The 14260-nt window shown below is 60.4% G+C and carries 18 protein-coding genes; 7 read left to right on the top strand and 11 right to left on the bottom strand.

Annotated elements, in window-relative coordinates; genetic code table 11:
- Positions 1 to 49: 49 nt before the first annotated feature.
- Positions 50 to 1360, top strand: a complete 1311-nt coding sequence (locus tag AD670_RS00440) for an MFS transporter (protein WP_053127385.1) — start codon at positions 50 to 52, stop codon at positions 1358 to 1360.
- Between the two features lie 36 nt (positions 1361 to 1396).
- On the opposite strand, the gene AD670_RS00435 is transcribed toward AD670_RS00440, so the two are convergent.
- The 6 genes from AD670_RS00435 to trpB all read right to left on the bottom strand — a co-directional run bounded on the left by AD670_RS00435 (position 1397) and on the right by trpB (position 7142).
- Positions 1397 to 3049 carry a BBE domain-containing protein gene (locus AD670_RS00435; RefSeq protein ID WP_053127384.1) on the bottom strand — a complete coding sequence of 551 codons (1653 nt, stop codon included), beginning with the start codon at positions 3047 to 3049 and terminating at the stop codon, positions 1397 to 1399.
- Positions 3050 to 3213: 164 nt separating this feature from the next.
- On the bottom strand, positions 3214 to 3654 hold the full coding sequence (locus AD670_RS00430; protein WP_053127382.1) for an anti-virulence regulator CigR family protein: 441 nt from the start codon (positions 3652 to 3654) through the stop codon (positions 3214 to 3216).
- 71 nt (positions 3655 to 3725) lie between these two features.
- Positions 3726 to 4340 carry a hypothetical protein gene (locus tag AD670_RS00425; protein ID WP_053127380.1) on the bottom strand — a complete coding sequence of 205 codons (615 nt, stop codon included), beginning with the start codon at positions 4338 to 4340 and terminating at the stop codon, positions 3726 to 3728.
- Between the two features lie 17 nt (positions 4341 to 4357).
- Positions 4358 to 4927 (bottom strand): hypothetical protein, encoded by a 570-nt coding sequence (locus AD670_RS00420; RefSeq protein WP_053127378.1) that lies wholly within the window; start codon positions 4925 to 4927, stop codon positions 4358 to 4360.
- A gap of 175 nt (positions 4928 to 5102) precedes the next feature.
- Positions 5103 to 5915, bottom strand: a complete 813-nt coding sequence (gene trpA, locus AD670_RS00415) for a tryptophan synthase subunit alpha (protein WP_053127376.1) — start codon at positions 5913 to 5915, stop codon at positions 5103 to 5105.
- Entirely contained in the window at positions 5916 to 7142 is a 1227-nt protein-coding gene (gene trpB, locus AD670_RS00410; protein ID WP_053127374.1) for a tryptophan synthase subunit beta, read from the bottom strand.
- A gap of 110 nt (positions 7143 to 7252) precedes the next feature.
- On the opposite strand from trpB, the gene AD670_RS00405 reads away from it, so the two are divergent.
- On the top strand, positions 7253 to 8149 hold the full coding sequence (locus AD670_RS00405; protein WP_053128138.1) for a LysR family transcriptional regulator: 897 nt from the start codon (positions 7253 to 7255) through the stop codon (positions 8147 to 8149).
- An 8-nt stretch (positions 8150 to 8157) separates the two neighbouring features.
- Here the strand turns inward: AD670_RS00405 and AD670_RS00400 are convergent, their stop codons facing one another.
- Positions 8158 to 8484, bottom strand: coding sequence for a YqjD family protein (locus AD670_RS00400; RefSeq protein ID WP_003170746.1), 327 nt, complete (start codon positions 8482 to 8484; stop codon positions 8158 to 8160).
- A gap of 154 nt (positions 8485 to 8638) precedes the next feature.
- Between AD670_RS00400 and AD670_RS00395 the strand changes: the two genes are divergently transcribed.
- A complete protein-coding gene (locus AD670_RS00395; RefSeq protein ID WP_053127372.1) occupies positions 8639 to 8854 on the top strand; it encodes a dodecin in 216 nt (71 codons plus the stop codon).
- A gap of 115 nt (positions 8855 to 8969) precedes the next feature.
- Positions 8970 to 9194 (top strand): DUF1161 domain-containing protein, encoded by a 225-nt coding sequence (locus tag AD670_RS00390; RefSeq protein ID WP_005783407.1) that lies wholly within the window; start codon positions 8970 to 8972, stop codon positions 9192 to 9194.
- Between the two features lie 60 nt (positions 9195 to 9254).
- On the opposite strand, the gene AD670_RS00385 is transcribed toward AD670_RS00390, so the two are convergent.
- Positions 9255 to 10256 carry an LLM class flavin-dependent oxidoreductase gene (locus tag AD670_RS00385; RefSeq protein WP_053127370.1) on the bottom strand — a complete coding sequence of 334 codons (1002 nt, stop codon included), beginning with the start codon at positions 10254 to 10256 and terminating at the stop codon, positions 9255 to 9257.
- Between the two features lie 218 nt (positions 10257 to 10474).
- On the opposite strand from AD670_RS00385, the gene AD670_RS00380 reads away from it, so the two are divergent.
- Both AD670_RS00380 and AD670_RS00375 read left to right on the top strand, forming a co-directional pair.
- Entirely contained in the window at positions 10475 to 10906 is a 432-nt protein-coding gene (locus tag AD670_RS00380) for an OsmC family protein (RefSeq protein ID WP_053127368.1), read from the top strand.
- Positions 10907 to 11113: 207 nt separating this feature from the next.
- Positions 11114 to 11353, top strand: coding sequence for a DUF1161 domain-containing protein (locus tag AD670_RS00375; protein ID WP_053127366.1), 240 nt, complete (start codon positions 11114 to 11116; stop codon positions 11351 to 11353).
- On the opposite strand, the gene AD670_RS00370 is transcribed toward AD670_RS00375, so the two are convergent.
- On the bottom strand, positions 11354 to 11776 hold the full coding sequence (locus AD670_RS00370; protein ID WP_053127364.1) for a hypothetical protein: 423 nt from the start codon (positions 11774 to 11776) through the stop codon (positions 11354 to 11356). It lies immediately after the preceding gene.
- Between the two features lie 110 nt (positions 11777 to 11886).
- Here AD670_RS00370 and AD670_RS00365 point away from each other — a divergent pair, with 110 nt between their 5' ends.
- Entirely contained in the window at positions 11887 to 12930 is a 1044-nt protein-coding gene (locus tag AD670_RS00365) for an aminopeptidase (RefSeq protein ID WP_053127362.1), read from the top strand.
- Positions 12931 to 12963: 33 nt separating this feature from the next.
- Here the strand turns inward: AD670_RS00365 and AD670_RS00360 are convergent, their stop codons facing one another.
- Together AD670_RS00360 and AD670_RS00355 are read right to left on the bottom strand one after the other, a co-directional pair.
- Complete coding sequence (locus AD670_RS00360; RefSeq protein WP_053127360.1) at positions 12964 to 13623, bottom strand: HAD family hydrolase; 660 nt, start codon at positions 13621 to 13623, stop codon at positions 12964 to 12966.
- A complete protein-coding gene (locus AD670_RS00355) occupies positions 13620 to 14162 on the bottom strand; it encodes a gamma carbonic anhydrase family protein (RefSeq protein WP_053127358.1) in 543 nt (180 codons plus the stop codon). Before AD670_RS00355 ends, AD670_RS00360 begins: the two co-directional genes overlap by 4 nt.
- Positions 14163 to 14260: the final 98 nt, after the last annotated feature.

Below are 14260 nucleotides of genomic sequence, written 5' to 3'. Positions count from 1 at the left end.
GTTTCTGCAGAAGTCCCATCTTCAACAAACATAAGAATAGGCACCTACCATGCAACCTGGATCCTTGAGCGGGCAGGCTTCTTTAGTCACGCCTACCCGAAAGCGCTACTTCATCATGGTGCTGCTGTTTATCACCGTGGTGATCAACTACCTCGACCGCAGCAACCTGTCGATTGCCGCCCCGGCACTGACCAGTGAGCTGGGCATCGACCCGGTACATGTCGGGCTGATTTTCTCCGCGTTCGGCTGGACGTACGCCGCCATGCAGATCCCCGGCGGCTGGCTGGTGGACCGGGTACCGCCGCGTATCCTCTACACCGCCGCCCTGTTGCTGTGGTCCATCGCCACCGTGATGCTCGGTTTTGCCGCCAGCTTCATTGCGCTGTTTGTGCTGCGCATGGCGGTGGGTGCCCTGGAAGCACCGGCTTACCCCATCAACAGTCGCGTGGTCACCAGTTGGTTCCCCGAGCGCGAGCGCGCCACGGCCATTGGCTTCTACACCTCCGGGCAGTTTGTCGGGCTGGCGTTCCTGACGCCGGTCCTGGCCTGGTTGCAGCACCATTACGGCTGGCACATGGTATTTGTCGTGACCGGTGGCGTGGGCATTGTGTGGGCGGCGATCTGGTATGCCCTGTATCGCGAGCCCCGTGACTTCAAAGGCGTCAACGCCGCTGAAATCGAACTGATCCGCGAAGGTGGCGGGCTGGTGGACTTGAGCGCACAAGCGAGCAAGAGCAAGGCGCCCTTCAGTTGGGTCGACCTGGGCATTGTCCTGAGCAAGCGCAAGTTGTGGGGTATCTACCTGGGGCAGTTCTGCCTGAACTCCACGTTGTGGTTCTTCCTGACCTGGTTCCCGACCTACCTGGTGAAATACCGCGGCATGGACTTCATCAAGTCCGGCATGCTCGCGTCACTGCCCTTCCTCGCGGCTTTCGTCGGCGTGCTGTGTTCGGGGTTGTTTTCCGACTGGCTGATCCGCCGTGGCGCCTCGGTGGGGTTTGCCCGCAAGTTGCCGATCATCAGCGGCCTGTTGATCTCGACGGCGATCATTGGCGCCAACTTCGTCGAATCGACACCGTTGGTCATCGCCTTCCTGGCCCTGGCGTTCTTCGGTAATGGCCTGGCCTCGATCACCTGGTCGCTGGTCTCGACCCTTGCCCCGGCACGTCTGCTGGGACTGACCGGCGGGGTGTTCAACTTCATCGGCAACCTGGCGGCGATTGCCACGCCGATCGTCATCGGTTTCCTGGCCAGCGGCGATTCGTTTGCCCCGGCGATCACCTACATCGCCGTACTGGCGCTGTTGGGCGCACTCTCCTATGTGCTGCTGGTGGGCAAGGTCGAGCGGATCGAGCTGTAAACAGTGGGCGGCCTGCGGGCCGCCCGTTGGCCGGGCTCAGGGCACCGACATTTCGTTACGGAACACATTCAACGGATCCCAGCGTTGCTTGGTTCGGCGCAGGCGGTTCTCGATGATCGTGTTGGGGAAGAAAATTCCATACCACAGGGGGTTCTTGGGGTTCGCGGGATTGCCACCGAGGTGGGTCATGTCCAGGTCGGGGTAGTTGATGTAGCAGCCCTCGAACTCCGGGTCATTGGGAACACCGTTGGTGAATGCAGCGTAATAGAGGCCGCGGATCCAGTCGGCATGGGCGCGGTCGATGGCGTCATCGTCGGCGTGCCAGTAACACTGCGGTTGCCATTTGAGGTACGAGGAGCGTTGCGCGGCTGACGTCTGCGCCAGGATCGGGCCGTCCATCTGGTTGATGCGCCCGCCAAATGACTGGATCTGGATCAGGCTCTGGGTCAGGTGTTGCTCGGGGTCCGGCAAGGTCAGCGTCGTCCAGATCGCGTCCAGCACGCGCTGTGTAAACCCGCCTTTCTGATACGCCGATTTATACCGCCCGCGCTGATTGTCACCGGAACCGTTGAGCGATTGGGTGGCGTACAACCAGTCCAAACGCCTGGCGGCCTCATGGGCACTCTGCAGGGAGTCGACCCGGCGGCCCTTTTGCCCGCCACGTGGCTGATGCACGACGTGGAACGGCAGGAGCGACTCCGTCGCACCGACACCCACCGCGGCCTGCATGCTGCTGACAAAGTCGTCGAAAGGCGCCAGGTCATCGAGCTTCCCGTCCTTGTCGACATAGTGGATGCCCAGGGTCACGTTGCCAGTGTTCAGATGACGCATTTCCAGTTTGGTGGCCAGGCCCCAGGTTGCCGGGTCGGCCTGATGGTCCACGAACCAGTTCTGATAGGCGTGCAGCAAACGTTCGAGGGCGGCGCGTGTGAGGTCTGACCAGTCCCATTCCAATGGCAGCCAAAGCACTTCGTCCGGGGCTGGCGGCAGCGTCTTGAAGTAGTAACTGGTGATGATGCCGAACTGCCCGCCACCGGCGCCGCAACAGGCGGCGAACAGGTCCAGCTCATCGGTGTCGAGGCTGTTACGGGACACATGGACAGGTGCAAGACCCGAGCCGGAGGCATTGGCGACCAGCAGGTCGACGCCGTCCAGCCAGTCGCAGACCAGCCCGTATTTACGCGACAGCAGACCATAGCCGCCGCCGCAGATATGTCCGCCCAGTCCCACCGAATAGCAGGATCCACTGGGCAGCGCCTTGCCTGCCAATTTGTACAGCGCGACGCTGGTGTCCCAGTTCTGGCAGCCGGGCTCCAGGCGGAATGCATAGCGATGGGGCGAAGCGGGTACCAGCACTGAGCTGATCAGGCCGTTGGGGTCGTAGGCCAATTGGTTGATCTGGCCGATGTCCAGGATCGACAACACCTCGCCTGGCGCGTCCGGCATCTTGTTAGAGACAAATCCTTCATAGCAATGCCCGCCGCTGCGCACCGTGATACGGCCATTGGGCACAGCCAGGGCCTGGGCGGCTGCGTCGATGATGTCTTGTGGGTTGTGGCAGAGGTAGATCTGACTGGCGCCGTTGGGTGAAGACTCGCCCTGGACGTTGCCCAATGGCCAGCGCAGGTTGAAACCCTTTTGCAACGTGGAATGACGACGGTCCGAGGGGGTGATGAGATCAAATGCCATGATGGACTCCTGGGAGACGATAATGACTTCTGATGCAGCTAACTTAACGACCGGCAACGCAAGAAGGCGTGACTTGCAGAGGTGGTTAGACGGCAATAGGCACGAAGTGTGTTGAGGGGGGGTGTGTTCCCCCTCAAGCCTAGCCTATATAGAAAAAACCCGGATCAGTTCAGCACGCCGTCCAGAATTTCATAGACGATACCGGTACCCACCGCGATCAACACCACATCCGGCCCCGAACGGCGCCATTCATAACCTGGATAGACCGGCAGACGCGCCAGGGCACGGTTGTCCAGGCGCTCGCCGTAGTAGCCAGGCGGCAGGGGGCGGCCGCGTACCAGGCGTACATTCGGCGGCGGCGGTGCGCCCCGGGAGAACTGGCCGTGATTGTCGTGGATGATCTGCCGCACCGGACCGAAGTCCTGGGGTGGTCCGCCGCGACGGTTGTCCTGCGGGCCGCGATGGTCGTCGCCACGTTGCTCGTGCTGGCCTTGCGGGCCACCCCGGTCGTCACCGCGCGGGTCGGGCGGCGCGGCCTGCACCAGGGCGCTGGCGCCAAGCACCAGCACGCCAAGACCTGCAATCACGGATTTAGGCATTTTCATCGGGCATTCCTCAGGGCACACAAACAAAAAAGGGATCCCGAACGCGGTTCGAAATCCCTTGGTCTTGCTGTTTAGGCTGTGATTGCGCGCGTTGATTCCTCTGTATCAGGAACTTTACCTGCCGCTGACGGAGTCGTTACGTCTTTCTCACCGAGTAGTTGCTTCCAACTGGCGAGCTTCGCCAACGTAACGTTGAGTTCTTTGCGCTGCGATTCTTGGTTTGTGTTGATCGCCGGCTGGTTGCCGATATTTGCGAACTGACTGACCGTGATTTTATTATAGGGCGAGTCCACTACGTTGCGAAGGATAGGGTCGAGTCGTTCCGCGTCCCCCAACGCTTTACGAAAGCCACCGTCGAGCATCGAACTCCTCGCGGAGAGATTGCTGCCTAACGCGCCATCGACCAAGCGCGTTGCCCGCACCATCAAGCCCATATGACGTGTCAATCTGGGGGTCCCATCGCTGCGTTGGCGCAGATAGCCCTCGTCCCTGTCCTTGCTCGTCAGCTGCTTGGCCGCACGGTCGCTTTCGGTGTTGAATTTAGCCGCCAGAGGCGCGTTCTTTTGGATATTGGCTTGGACGTCTTGCAAGTGTTGGATTCGAGTTTCGATCGAATTTTTCTGCTCGGTATAGAAATCCACTTTGTGCTGCACTGTTTGCAGGCTATGAAAAGAGGTAATGGGCATAGGGCCTCGCTGCTTTGTTAAGAAAACGGAACGTTGGATGACTGGGTTGTGGGGCCGCTTTTGGCTTCCCAGGTTTTTTTAAGCTCCTCGAACGACGGCTTCTCCAAATCGGCAGGCGCGCTTGTCCTTCGCCGTGGTGCCGCGACAGGCGGTTGGCTAATTTCCGGCAAGCTCGATTGGAGTGCGGGGATCGGGGCGTTGAGCTCAGAAGCTTTGAAGAAAACAGTGCGGGGGGGCGGCTTAATCAGCGCCTGCGATCGGCTGTTGAGTGTTGTCAGCGCGATCTTTTCACCCGGTTTCGCCAGGATGACGGGCTTGGTGGCGGCTGGGTTGATGGGGGCGTCAGAATATCCGGCATCGCGGATATGAAGTGTGTCGCGCAGGCTCATATTGGGGCTGAACTTCCAGCCTCTTTCCTTGGAGTAGCGCAGGTAACCATTCTCGTGAGGGGATTCACTCAGTTGCCTGGACAGGTCGTGGAGGCCTTTCAACTCCCCCGAGCCCGAGATCGGTGGGGCAAGAGATTTTTCATGCTCTGCCGGCGGTGGGGTCGCAGGGGGCAAGTGATAAACAGCATTGATGGTCATGATCACAGTTCCTTTCTGGCGTTTTGCTAACCAAAGTCGCCGAAGGATTATCAGTGAAGGGTGTAAATGCTGTTGAAGCCAACTTCTGACGTCGGGGTAAGAGAAGACGTTAAAGAGTGAAGTCCATCAGTCTTCGCGAGAGGGGGCAGTATTCCAGCTGCCCCCCTCTGAAGGCTTAGCCTACACGGGCGTTACGCACACCTGCCGATAGCGCTGCGCAATGGCTCAAGACGCCATCGATCGCCTGCTGGTCGTTGTCAGCGTTGGCGATGTGATCAATCAGCGCCGAACCCACCACGACACCGTCTGCCAGGCGCGCAATAGCGGCGGCCTGTTCCGGCGTGCGGATACCAAAACCGATGCTGATCGGCAGGTCGGTATGGCGGCGCAGGCGGGTCACGGCTTCTTCGACGTGTTCCAGGGTCGCGGCACCGGCACCGGTCACACCGGCCACGGATACGTAGTACACAAACCCGGAACTGCCATTGAGCACGGTCGGCAGGCGCACGTCATCGGTGGTCGGCGTGGTCAGGCGGATAAAGTCGATACCCGCCGCCTGGGCCGGGTCGCACAGCTCGCCGTTATGCTCGGGTGGCATGTCGACCACGATCAGGCCGTCGACGCCGGCCTCTTTGGCGTCAGCGATGAACTTAGGCACACCGTATTTGTGGATCGGGTTGAAGTAGCCCATCAACACCAGCGGGGTATCGTTGTTGTCCTTGCGGAACTCACGCACCATCTGCAGGGTTTTCAGCAGGTTCTGCTTGGCGTCCAGCGCGCGGATGTTGGCCAGCTGGATGGCCGGGCCGTCTGCCATCGGGTCGGTGAAGGGCATGCCCAGTTCGATCACATCGGCACCGGCGGCCGGCAAGCCTTTGAGGATCGCCAGGGAGGCGTCATAACCGGGGTCGCCGGCGGTGACGAAGGTCACCAGGGCGGCGCGGTTTTGTTCCTTGAGTTGCGCAAAGCGGGTTTGCAGGCGGCTCATTTAGTGTTTCTCCTGCTGAGACTGTTCCATATGGTGCATCACGGTCTGCATGTCTTTGTCGCCACGGCCGGACAGGTTGACCACCATCAGGTGATCCTTCGGCAGGGTCGGTGCGCGCTTGAACACTTCGGCCAGGGCGTGGGCGCTTTCCAGGGCAGGAATGATGCCTTCCAGGCGGCAGCATTTGTGGAAGGCATCCAGGGCTTCGTGGTCAGTCACCGAGGTGTACTGGACGCGGCCGATATCGTGCAACCAGGCGTGTTCCGGGCCTATCCCGGGGTAGTCGAGGCCGGCGGAAATCGAGTGGGCGTCGATGATCTGGCCGTCGTCGTCCTGCAGCAGGAAGGTACGGTTGCCGTGCAATACACCCGGTACGCCGCCATTGAGGCTGGCGGCGTGCTTGCCGGTCTCGATGCCGTGGCCGGCGGCTTCAACGCCGATGATCTCGACGCTGGTGTCGTCCAGGAACGGGTGGAACAGGCCCATGGCGTTGGAACCGCCGCCGATGCACGCCACCAGGCTGTCCGGCAGGCGGCCTTCCTGGGCTTGCAGCTGGGTACGGGTTTCCTTGCCGATCACGGCTTGGAAGTCGCGCACCATCGCCGGGTACGGGTGCGGGCCGGCCACGGTGCCGATCAGGTAGAAGGTGTCGTCGACGTTGGTGACCCAGTCGCGCAGGGCTTCGTTCATCGCGTCCTTGAGGGTGCCGGTGCCGGCGACCACAGGGATCACTTCAGCACCCAGCAACTTCATGCGGAACACGTTGGCCTGCTGGCGCTCGATGTCGGTGGTGCCCATGTAGATCACGCATTGCAGGCCGAAACGCGCGGCCACGGTGGCGGTTGCCACGCCGTGCATGCCGGCGCCGGTTTCGGCGATGATGCGTTTCTTGCCCATGCGCCGCGCCAGCAGGATCTGGCCGATGCAGTTGTTGATCTTGTGCGCGCCGGTGTGGTTCAGCTCTTCGCGCTTGAGGTAGATCTTGGCGCCGCCGCAGAACTCGGTCAGGCGCTCAGCGAAGTACAGCGGGCTTGGGCGGCCGACGTAGTCGCGCTGGAAGTAGGCCAATTCTTCGTTGAACGCCGGATCGATCTTGGCCGCTTCGTATTCGCGGGCCAGGTCGAGGATCAACGGCATCAGGGTTTCGGCGACGTAGCGGCCGCCGAACGCGCCAAACAGGCCGTTGGCGTCAGGGCCGTTGCGCAGATCGGTCTGGGACTGAGTCATGGGACGCTCCAGTTAGGAATTTGTGTAAGAAGCAATGACGGCCACTCTACCCCTCACATCCAATGCTGAAAACCGATAAGATCGCTGCAACCTGTCAGGAAAACTCACAGATGAGCCGAGACCTACCGCCCCTCAATGCCTTGCGCGCGTTTGAAGCCACCGCTCGGCTCAACAGTGTCAGCCAGGCTGCCGAGCAATTGCACGTGACCCATGGCGCGGTCAGCCGTCAGTTGAAGGTGCTGGAAGAACATCTGGGTGTCAGCTTGTTCATCAAGGATGGGCGCGGCCTTAAACTCACAGATGCAGGTGTGCGGTTGCGAGATGCCAGCGCCGAGGCGTTCGAGCGCTTGCGGGACGTGTGCGCCGAACTCACCCACGCCAGCGCCGACGCGCCGTTCGTGCTTGGCTGCTCAGGCAGTTTGCTGGCGCGCTGGTTGATCCCGCGCCTGGGCCGTTTGAATGCCGACCTGCCGGACCTGCGCCTGCACCTGTCGGCGGGTGACGGCGACCTCGACCCCCGACGCCCCGGCCTCGACGCCTTGCTGGTCTTCGCCGAACCGCCGTGGCCGGCGGATATGCAGGTGTATGAGCTGGCGAGCGAGCGTATTGGCCCGGTGATGAGCCCGCGTTTTGCCGGTTACGAGCGCCTGCGCCAGGCGCCGCCGCACGCCTTGTGTGGCGAAGCTTTATTGCACACCACTTCACGTCCGCAAGCCTGGCCCAGTTGGGCGCAACAGCACGGCATCGAACCCGGCGCGCTGAAACACGGCCAGGGTTTTGAGCATTTGTATTATTTGCTGGAGGCGGCAGTGGCGGGTTTGGGCGTGGCGATCGCGCCAGAACCGCTGGTAGCAGAGGACCTGCGCGCGGGTCGCCTGGTGGCGCCGTGGGGTTTCAGTGAAACCCCGGCGCACCTGGCGTTGTGGCTACCCAAGCGCGCCGCAGACGGGCGCGCGGGTCAGTTGGCGCAATGGCTCAAGGCTGAGCTGTTGCGCCAGCCGGTATAGCCGGTCAATCAGTCACCGCGTTTGCACAGCAGATAAGCCGCCAGCAGGCCCAGTGCGCCAACGGCAACGCCGGCGGTAGTCCATGGGTGCTCTTGGGCGTAGTCACGGGTGGCGACACCGGTTTCGCGGATTTTGACTTTGCTTTCTTCGTAGGCATCGCTGATCAGGTGACGGGAGTGCTTGAGGGCATTCTCGGCATTGCTTTTCAGGGCCTTCAGCGTTTTGCGCGACTCATCGGACGCATCGTCCTTGAGGCTCTCAAGGGACTTGAGCAGGCTCGAAATCTCGGCTTCCATGCTTTCCAGCGACGCTTTGCGTAAAGAAGTGTTGGCCATTTGGACTCTCCTGAAGTGATTGAGTGGCGTGTGTAGATACCGACTGCGGCCGTTTCAGAAAGTGCAGTAAATCTGAACTTTCAGGTAGGAACGGTCGCCAGAAGCATTACGAACATTGACTGCTACGCTCACTAGAGACCTCAGGAGAAACGCTATGACTGATCATCACACGTACAAGAAAGTCGAACTGGTTGGCTCGTCGACCACTTCCATCGAAGACGCGATCAACAATGCCCTGGCGGAAGCCAACAAGAGCATCAAGCATCTGGAATGGTTCGAGGTGACGGAAACCCGTGGTCATATCAAGGACGGCAAGGTTGCCCACTACCAGGTCACGCTCAAGGTGGGGTTCCGAATTGCCAGTAGTTGATCGCACCGGTTGAACTTGCCGACTGGCCGATTGCCATAACCTGCGCTACAACCAATGGGTGCCGACGCCATCAGCGTCGGCACGCTTTTTTCGATCAGCGCAAGGAAAGTAACGGATGAAGAAGTTCCTGTTAGCGGTAGGTTTGTTGAGCATTGCGGGCACGGCCCTGGCGGCGGGCAAGCCTTGTGAAGAGCTGAAAAGTGAAATTGCAGCGAAAATCGACGCCAAGGGCGCTTCGGGTTATTCGCTGGAAGTGGTGGATAAAGGCGCTTCGACCGACGCTAAAGTGGTCGGCACCTGCGAAGGCGGCACCAAGGAAATCGTCTACAAGCGCGGTTGATCCCGTGTGGCAGACATAAAAAACCGACGCGGGTGCGTCGGTTTTTTTTCGCCTGGGGGTTTAGCCCTTCATCAACTGCGCCAGCAGTTCGTAGGAATGAATCCGGTCGGCGTGTTCGTACAGGTCGCAGGTGAAGATCAGCTCGTCGGCACCGGTTTGCTCGATCAGCACTTCCAGCTTGGCGCGGATCTTCGCCGGGCTGCCTACCATCGCCAGGCCGAGGAAACTGCCGACCGCCTCTTTCTCATGGGGCAGCCACAGGCCGTCCATGGTCTTCACCGGTGGGCGCTGCACCAGGCTTTGCCCGCGCATCAGCGCGAGGATGCGCTGGTACACCGAGGTGGCCAGGTAGTCGGCGTGCTCATCGGTATCTGCGGCAACCAATGGAATGCCGAGCATCACGTAAGGCTTGTCCAGCACGGCCGAAGGCTTGAAGTGGTTGCGGTACACGCGAATCGCTTCGTGCATCAGGCGCGGTGCGAAGTGGGAGGCGAACGCGTAGGGCAAACCGCGTTCACCGGCCAATTGTGCACTGAACAGGCTGGAACCCAGCAGCCACACCGGCACGTTGGTGCCGGTGCCGGGTACTGCAATCACCCGTTGGTCCGGGGTGCGTGGGCCGAGGTAGGCCATCAGTTCGGCCACGTCTTCGGGGAAGTCGTCGGCGCTGCCGGAGCGTTCACGGCGCAGGGCGCGGGCGGTCATCTGGTCGGAGCCGGGCGCGCGGCCCAGGCCCAGGTCGATACGGCCGGGGTAGAGGCTTTCCAGGGTGCCGAACTGCTCGGCGATCACCAGCGGTGCATGGTTGGGCAGCATCACGCCGCCGGAGCCGACGCGTATCGTTGAGGTGCCGCCGGCCAGGTAACCCAGCAAGACCGAGGTGGCGGAGCTGGCGATGCCATCCATATTGTGGTGTTCCGCTACCCAGAAACGGTTGTAGCCGAACTTTTCCACATGCTGGGCCAAATCCAGGGAATTGCGCAGTGACTGCGCCGGGCTGCCGTTGGCGCGCACCGGCACGAGGTCGAGGGTCGAGAATTTTACGTCGGACAGCGATTTCATAAGCCTGCTTCTCCAATGGGGGCGCAGGCTTCCTAGACGAACCAAAACCTGCCGCTTCAATGTGCATGTCCTATGCAATGAGGGCATATACCCGAGATTCAATAGGGAAGGTTAAATTTCCTACTTAATCGCTAGGTTTCTCCGACAAGATGAACTTTGCCGGGGGGTCTATCCTCAGAACCCTGACTGACGCAAAACCATCGTTCGAGGAGAAAGCTATGAGTATCGTTAAAAAAGCATCCGCGCATTGGGAAGGTGATCTGAAGACTGGCCTGGGTTCCATTTCCACCGAAACCGGCGTGCTGCGCGAAGCGCCTTATGGCTTCAAGGCCCGCTTCGAGGGCGGCAAGGGCACCAACCCGGAAGAACTGATCGGCGCGGCCCATGCCGGCTGTTTCTCCATGGCGTTTTCCATGATTCTCGGCGATGCCGGGCTCAAGGCTGACAGCATCGACACCGAGGCCGAAGTGACCCTGGACCAGGTCGATGGTGGCTTCGCGATCACCGCCGTGCACTTGGTGCTCAAGGCCAAGATCCCAGGCGCGAGCCAGGCGCAGTTCGATGAGCTGAGCAAGAAGGCCAAGGAAGGGTGCCCGGTGTCCAAGGTGTTGAATGCCAAGATCAGCCTGGATGCCACGCTGGTCAGCTGACACTGCAGGTCCACTGTAGGAGGGGGCTTGCTCCCGATAGCGGTCTATCAGTAACCGAGATGTTGCCTGATGCGCTGCTATCGGGAGCAAGCCCCCTCCCACATTTTGTTCTGAGTTAAATCAGAACTCGTGTTTCCTCAATGTGGTCCTATAGCCTATGCAGCCTTAGGCGCACACCCGTGCGCATGCATTCAGGGAGCTTCACACATGAAACGTTTTGCCTTGGCGATCATCTGCGGTGTATTGGCCACATCGGTCGTGGCCGCTCCAAAAGATTGTGAAGAGCTCAGGAAAGAGATCGAAGTGAAGATCCAGGCCAAGGCGATTCCGTCCTACACCCTGGAAATCATCACCGCCGAAGAAGCCAAGAATCATGACAGCGCGATGATTGTCGGTACGTGCGAAAACGGCACCAAGCGCATCATCTACCAGAAAAATAACGACTGATCACAGGCAGTTGACGCTGCGTTCTTCAGCCAGCAATTGGCGAGCGGCGTTATACAGCCGGATATTCGGCGTGAAGGCCAATGAGCGCCCTTCCAGGCGATAGCGTTGGCCGGCCTCGAAATGGTCGTACTGCAGGGTGATAAAACAGGTGCGGTCGGCCGTTTGCCCAAAGCCATTGAGGCTGCCGCCGGTCGGCACCTCGAAATCAAAACGCACCATCAGCTCATGACTGCCCGGTGGCACCTGGAAGTAGCGCCCGTCCGGCAGGCTCTTGCCGTCCAGGCGCTGCGCCATCACCAGCTTGGCGCCCGGTGTCGGGGTGGCGAAATCGATCCAGGCTTGGTGAGGGTCCACCGGGGGAAGCGGGGTCGACGCGCAGGCGCTGAGGAACACAGCGACGACGGCAAGCAACAACTGGCGCATGGCAGGTACTCAACGTGAGGAGAGGTTTGAGTATAAACACGCCGCGCCGTGGAAAAATCCCCTTCAGGCGCGATAGTCTGGCGAACAAATCACCCAGGAGCGGTCGAGGCATGGTCAGGCGTTTTCTTCCAGGGTTGATAGTTGTACTGCTCAGTGGCTGTTCCAGTGTCAGTTACTACAGCCAATTGGCGGGCGGCCAGTGGCAGCTGTTGCGGGCTCGGGAGCCGGTTGCCGAGGTCATCGCCGATCCATCGCGGCCGCAGTTGCTGCGTGATCATCTGGCTCAATCACAGAAAGCTCGAACCTTCGCCAGCGAGCACCTGCATCTGCCGGACAACCAAAGTTACCGGCTGTATGCCGATATTGGCCGACCTTATGTGGTCTGGAATGTCTTCGCTACGCAGGAATTTTCCCTGGCGCCTCAAACCCATTGCTTCCCCATTGCCGGATGCGTGGCCTATCGCGGCTATTACAGCCAGGGCGCGGCACGGGGTGAGGCGGCGTTGTTGCGCCAGCAAGGCATGGACGTGTCGATGGGGGGTGTCGAGGCCTATTCCACCCTGGGATGGTTCAACGACCCGATCATGAACTCAATGATGAATTGGGGCGACGAACGCCTGGCCACGCTGATCTTCCATGAGCTGGCGCACCAGCGTTTCTACGTGAAGGACGACACCGAGTTCAACGAGTCATTTGCCAGCTTCGTCGAGCAGGAAGGCACCCGCCAGTGGCGCGCGGCCCAGGGCCTGGCGCCGCTGGGTAACTCGACGCGGCAGCAGCGGGACCAATTTACCCAACTGATCCTCGACACGCGTAAACGCCTGGAAAAACTCTACGCGCAACCGCTGCCTGCCGAGGCAATGCGCCAGGCCAAGGCGGCCGAATTCGAGGATTTGCGCCGTGAGTACCGGCAACTGCGCGATAGCCAATGGGGCGGGGACAAGCGTTACGACGCCTGGATGAACCTGCCGATGAACAATGCGCGGTTGTTGCCGTTCGGGCTGTATGACCAGTGGGTGCCGGCGTTTGCGGCGTTGTTTGCGCAGGAAGGTGGAGATTGGCTGAAGTTCTACGCGGCGGTGGAGAAGATGGGCGAGTTGCCGGTGGTGCAGCGCAAGGCTGCGTTGAGGCGGTTGGAAGGGGTTGATCTGTAGGGCCTCATCGGGGGCAAGCCCCCGATGGCGGTCTCAGGGCCGCTGCAAAAACGCCTGATGCATTTCAGCCAATGTCTCAAAGTGCCAGGTCGGCGCCTCAGCATTCAACTCTTCGAAACTGCCAAACCCATAACCGACAGCCGCCGAATCCAACCCATTGCTGCGCGCTCCGATCAGGTCGTGCTTACGATCACCAATCATCAAGGTGGTGGCCGGGTCCAGGCCTTCTTCGCTGATCAAATGTGCAATCAACTCGACCTTGTTGGTGCGTGTCCCGTCCAGTTCGCTGCCGTAGATCACCTTGAAGTACCTGGCAAAATCGAAATGCCGCGCGATCTCGCGGGCAAATACCCACGGCTTGGAGGTGGCGACATACAGCTGGCGACCCTGTTTGCTCAGGTCTTCGAGCAGCGGCATCACGCCGTCGAACACGCGGTTTTCATACAGCCCGGTGACCTTGAAGCGCTCGCGATAGAAATTCACCGCCTCCCAGGCCTTGGTCTCATCGAAGTCGTAGAACTGCATGAAGGCTTGCAGCAACGGCGGACCGATGAAGTGTTCGAGTTTGCTCAGGTCGGGCTCGTCAATGCCCAGTTTGCCAAGGGCGTACTGGATCGAGCGGGTGATGCCCTCGCGTGGGTCGGTGAGGGTGCCATCCAGGTCGAACAGCACGGTTTGGTAATGGAGGGTCATTGGTCGAATCCTTCAGCCAGGTGCAGGTCTTTGAGCTTCACGTAGTTCGCCGCGCTGTAGGTGAAAAAGGCGCGTTCCTTGTCAGTCAGCGGGCGGATTTGTTTAACCGGGCTGCCGACATACAAAAAGCCGCTGTCGAGTTTCTTGCCCGGTGGCACCAGGCTGCCGGCGCCGATGATCACGTCGTCTGCCACCACGGCGCCGTCCATCACGATGCTGCCCATGCCGATCAAAATCCGGTTGCCCACCGTGCAGCCGTGCAGCATGACTTTGTGGGCGATGGTCACATCATCGCCGATCAACAGCGGAAAACCGTCCGGATTGAAGGGGCCGGCGTGGGTGATGTGCAGCACACAGCCGTCCTGCACGCTGGTGCGCGCGCCGATACGGATGCGGTGCATGTCGCCGCGAATCACGGTCAGCGGCCAGACCGAGCTGTCGGTGCCGATTTCGACATCGCCGATCACCACCGCCGAAATATCGACAAAAGCCCCGGCGCCCAGGGTTGGCGTGTGGTTCTGATAGGTGCGAAGGGTCACGATAGCCTCTCTCTTATGTGCTGATAGCTGCGGTGGACGTTGATTGTAATTAAGATGGCCCCATCTTTGTTCTTACATGTTTCTTCAGCCAAGGTGCC

Origin of the sequence: Pseudomonas sp. MIACH, assembly GCF_001269925.1 — a bacterium.
GTDB lineage: Bacteria > Pseudomonadota > Gammaproteobacteria > Pseudomonadales > Pseudomonadaceae > Aquipseudomonas.
Note: the sequence above shows the minus strand (reverse complement) of the source record. Positions and strands in the feature narration are given on the sequence as shown.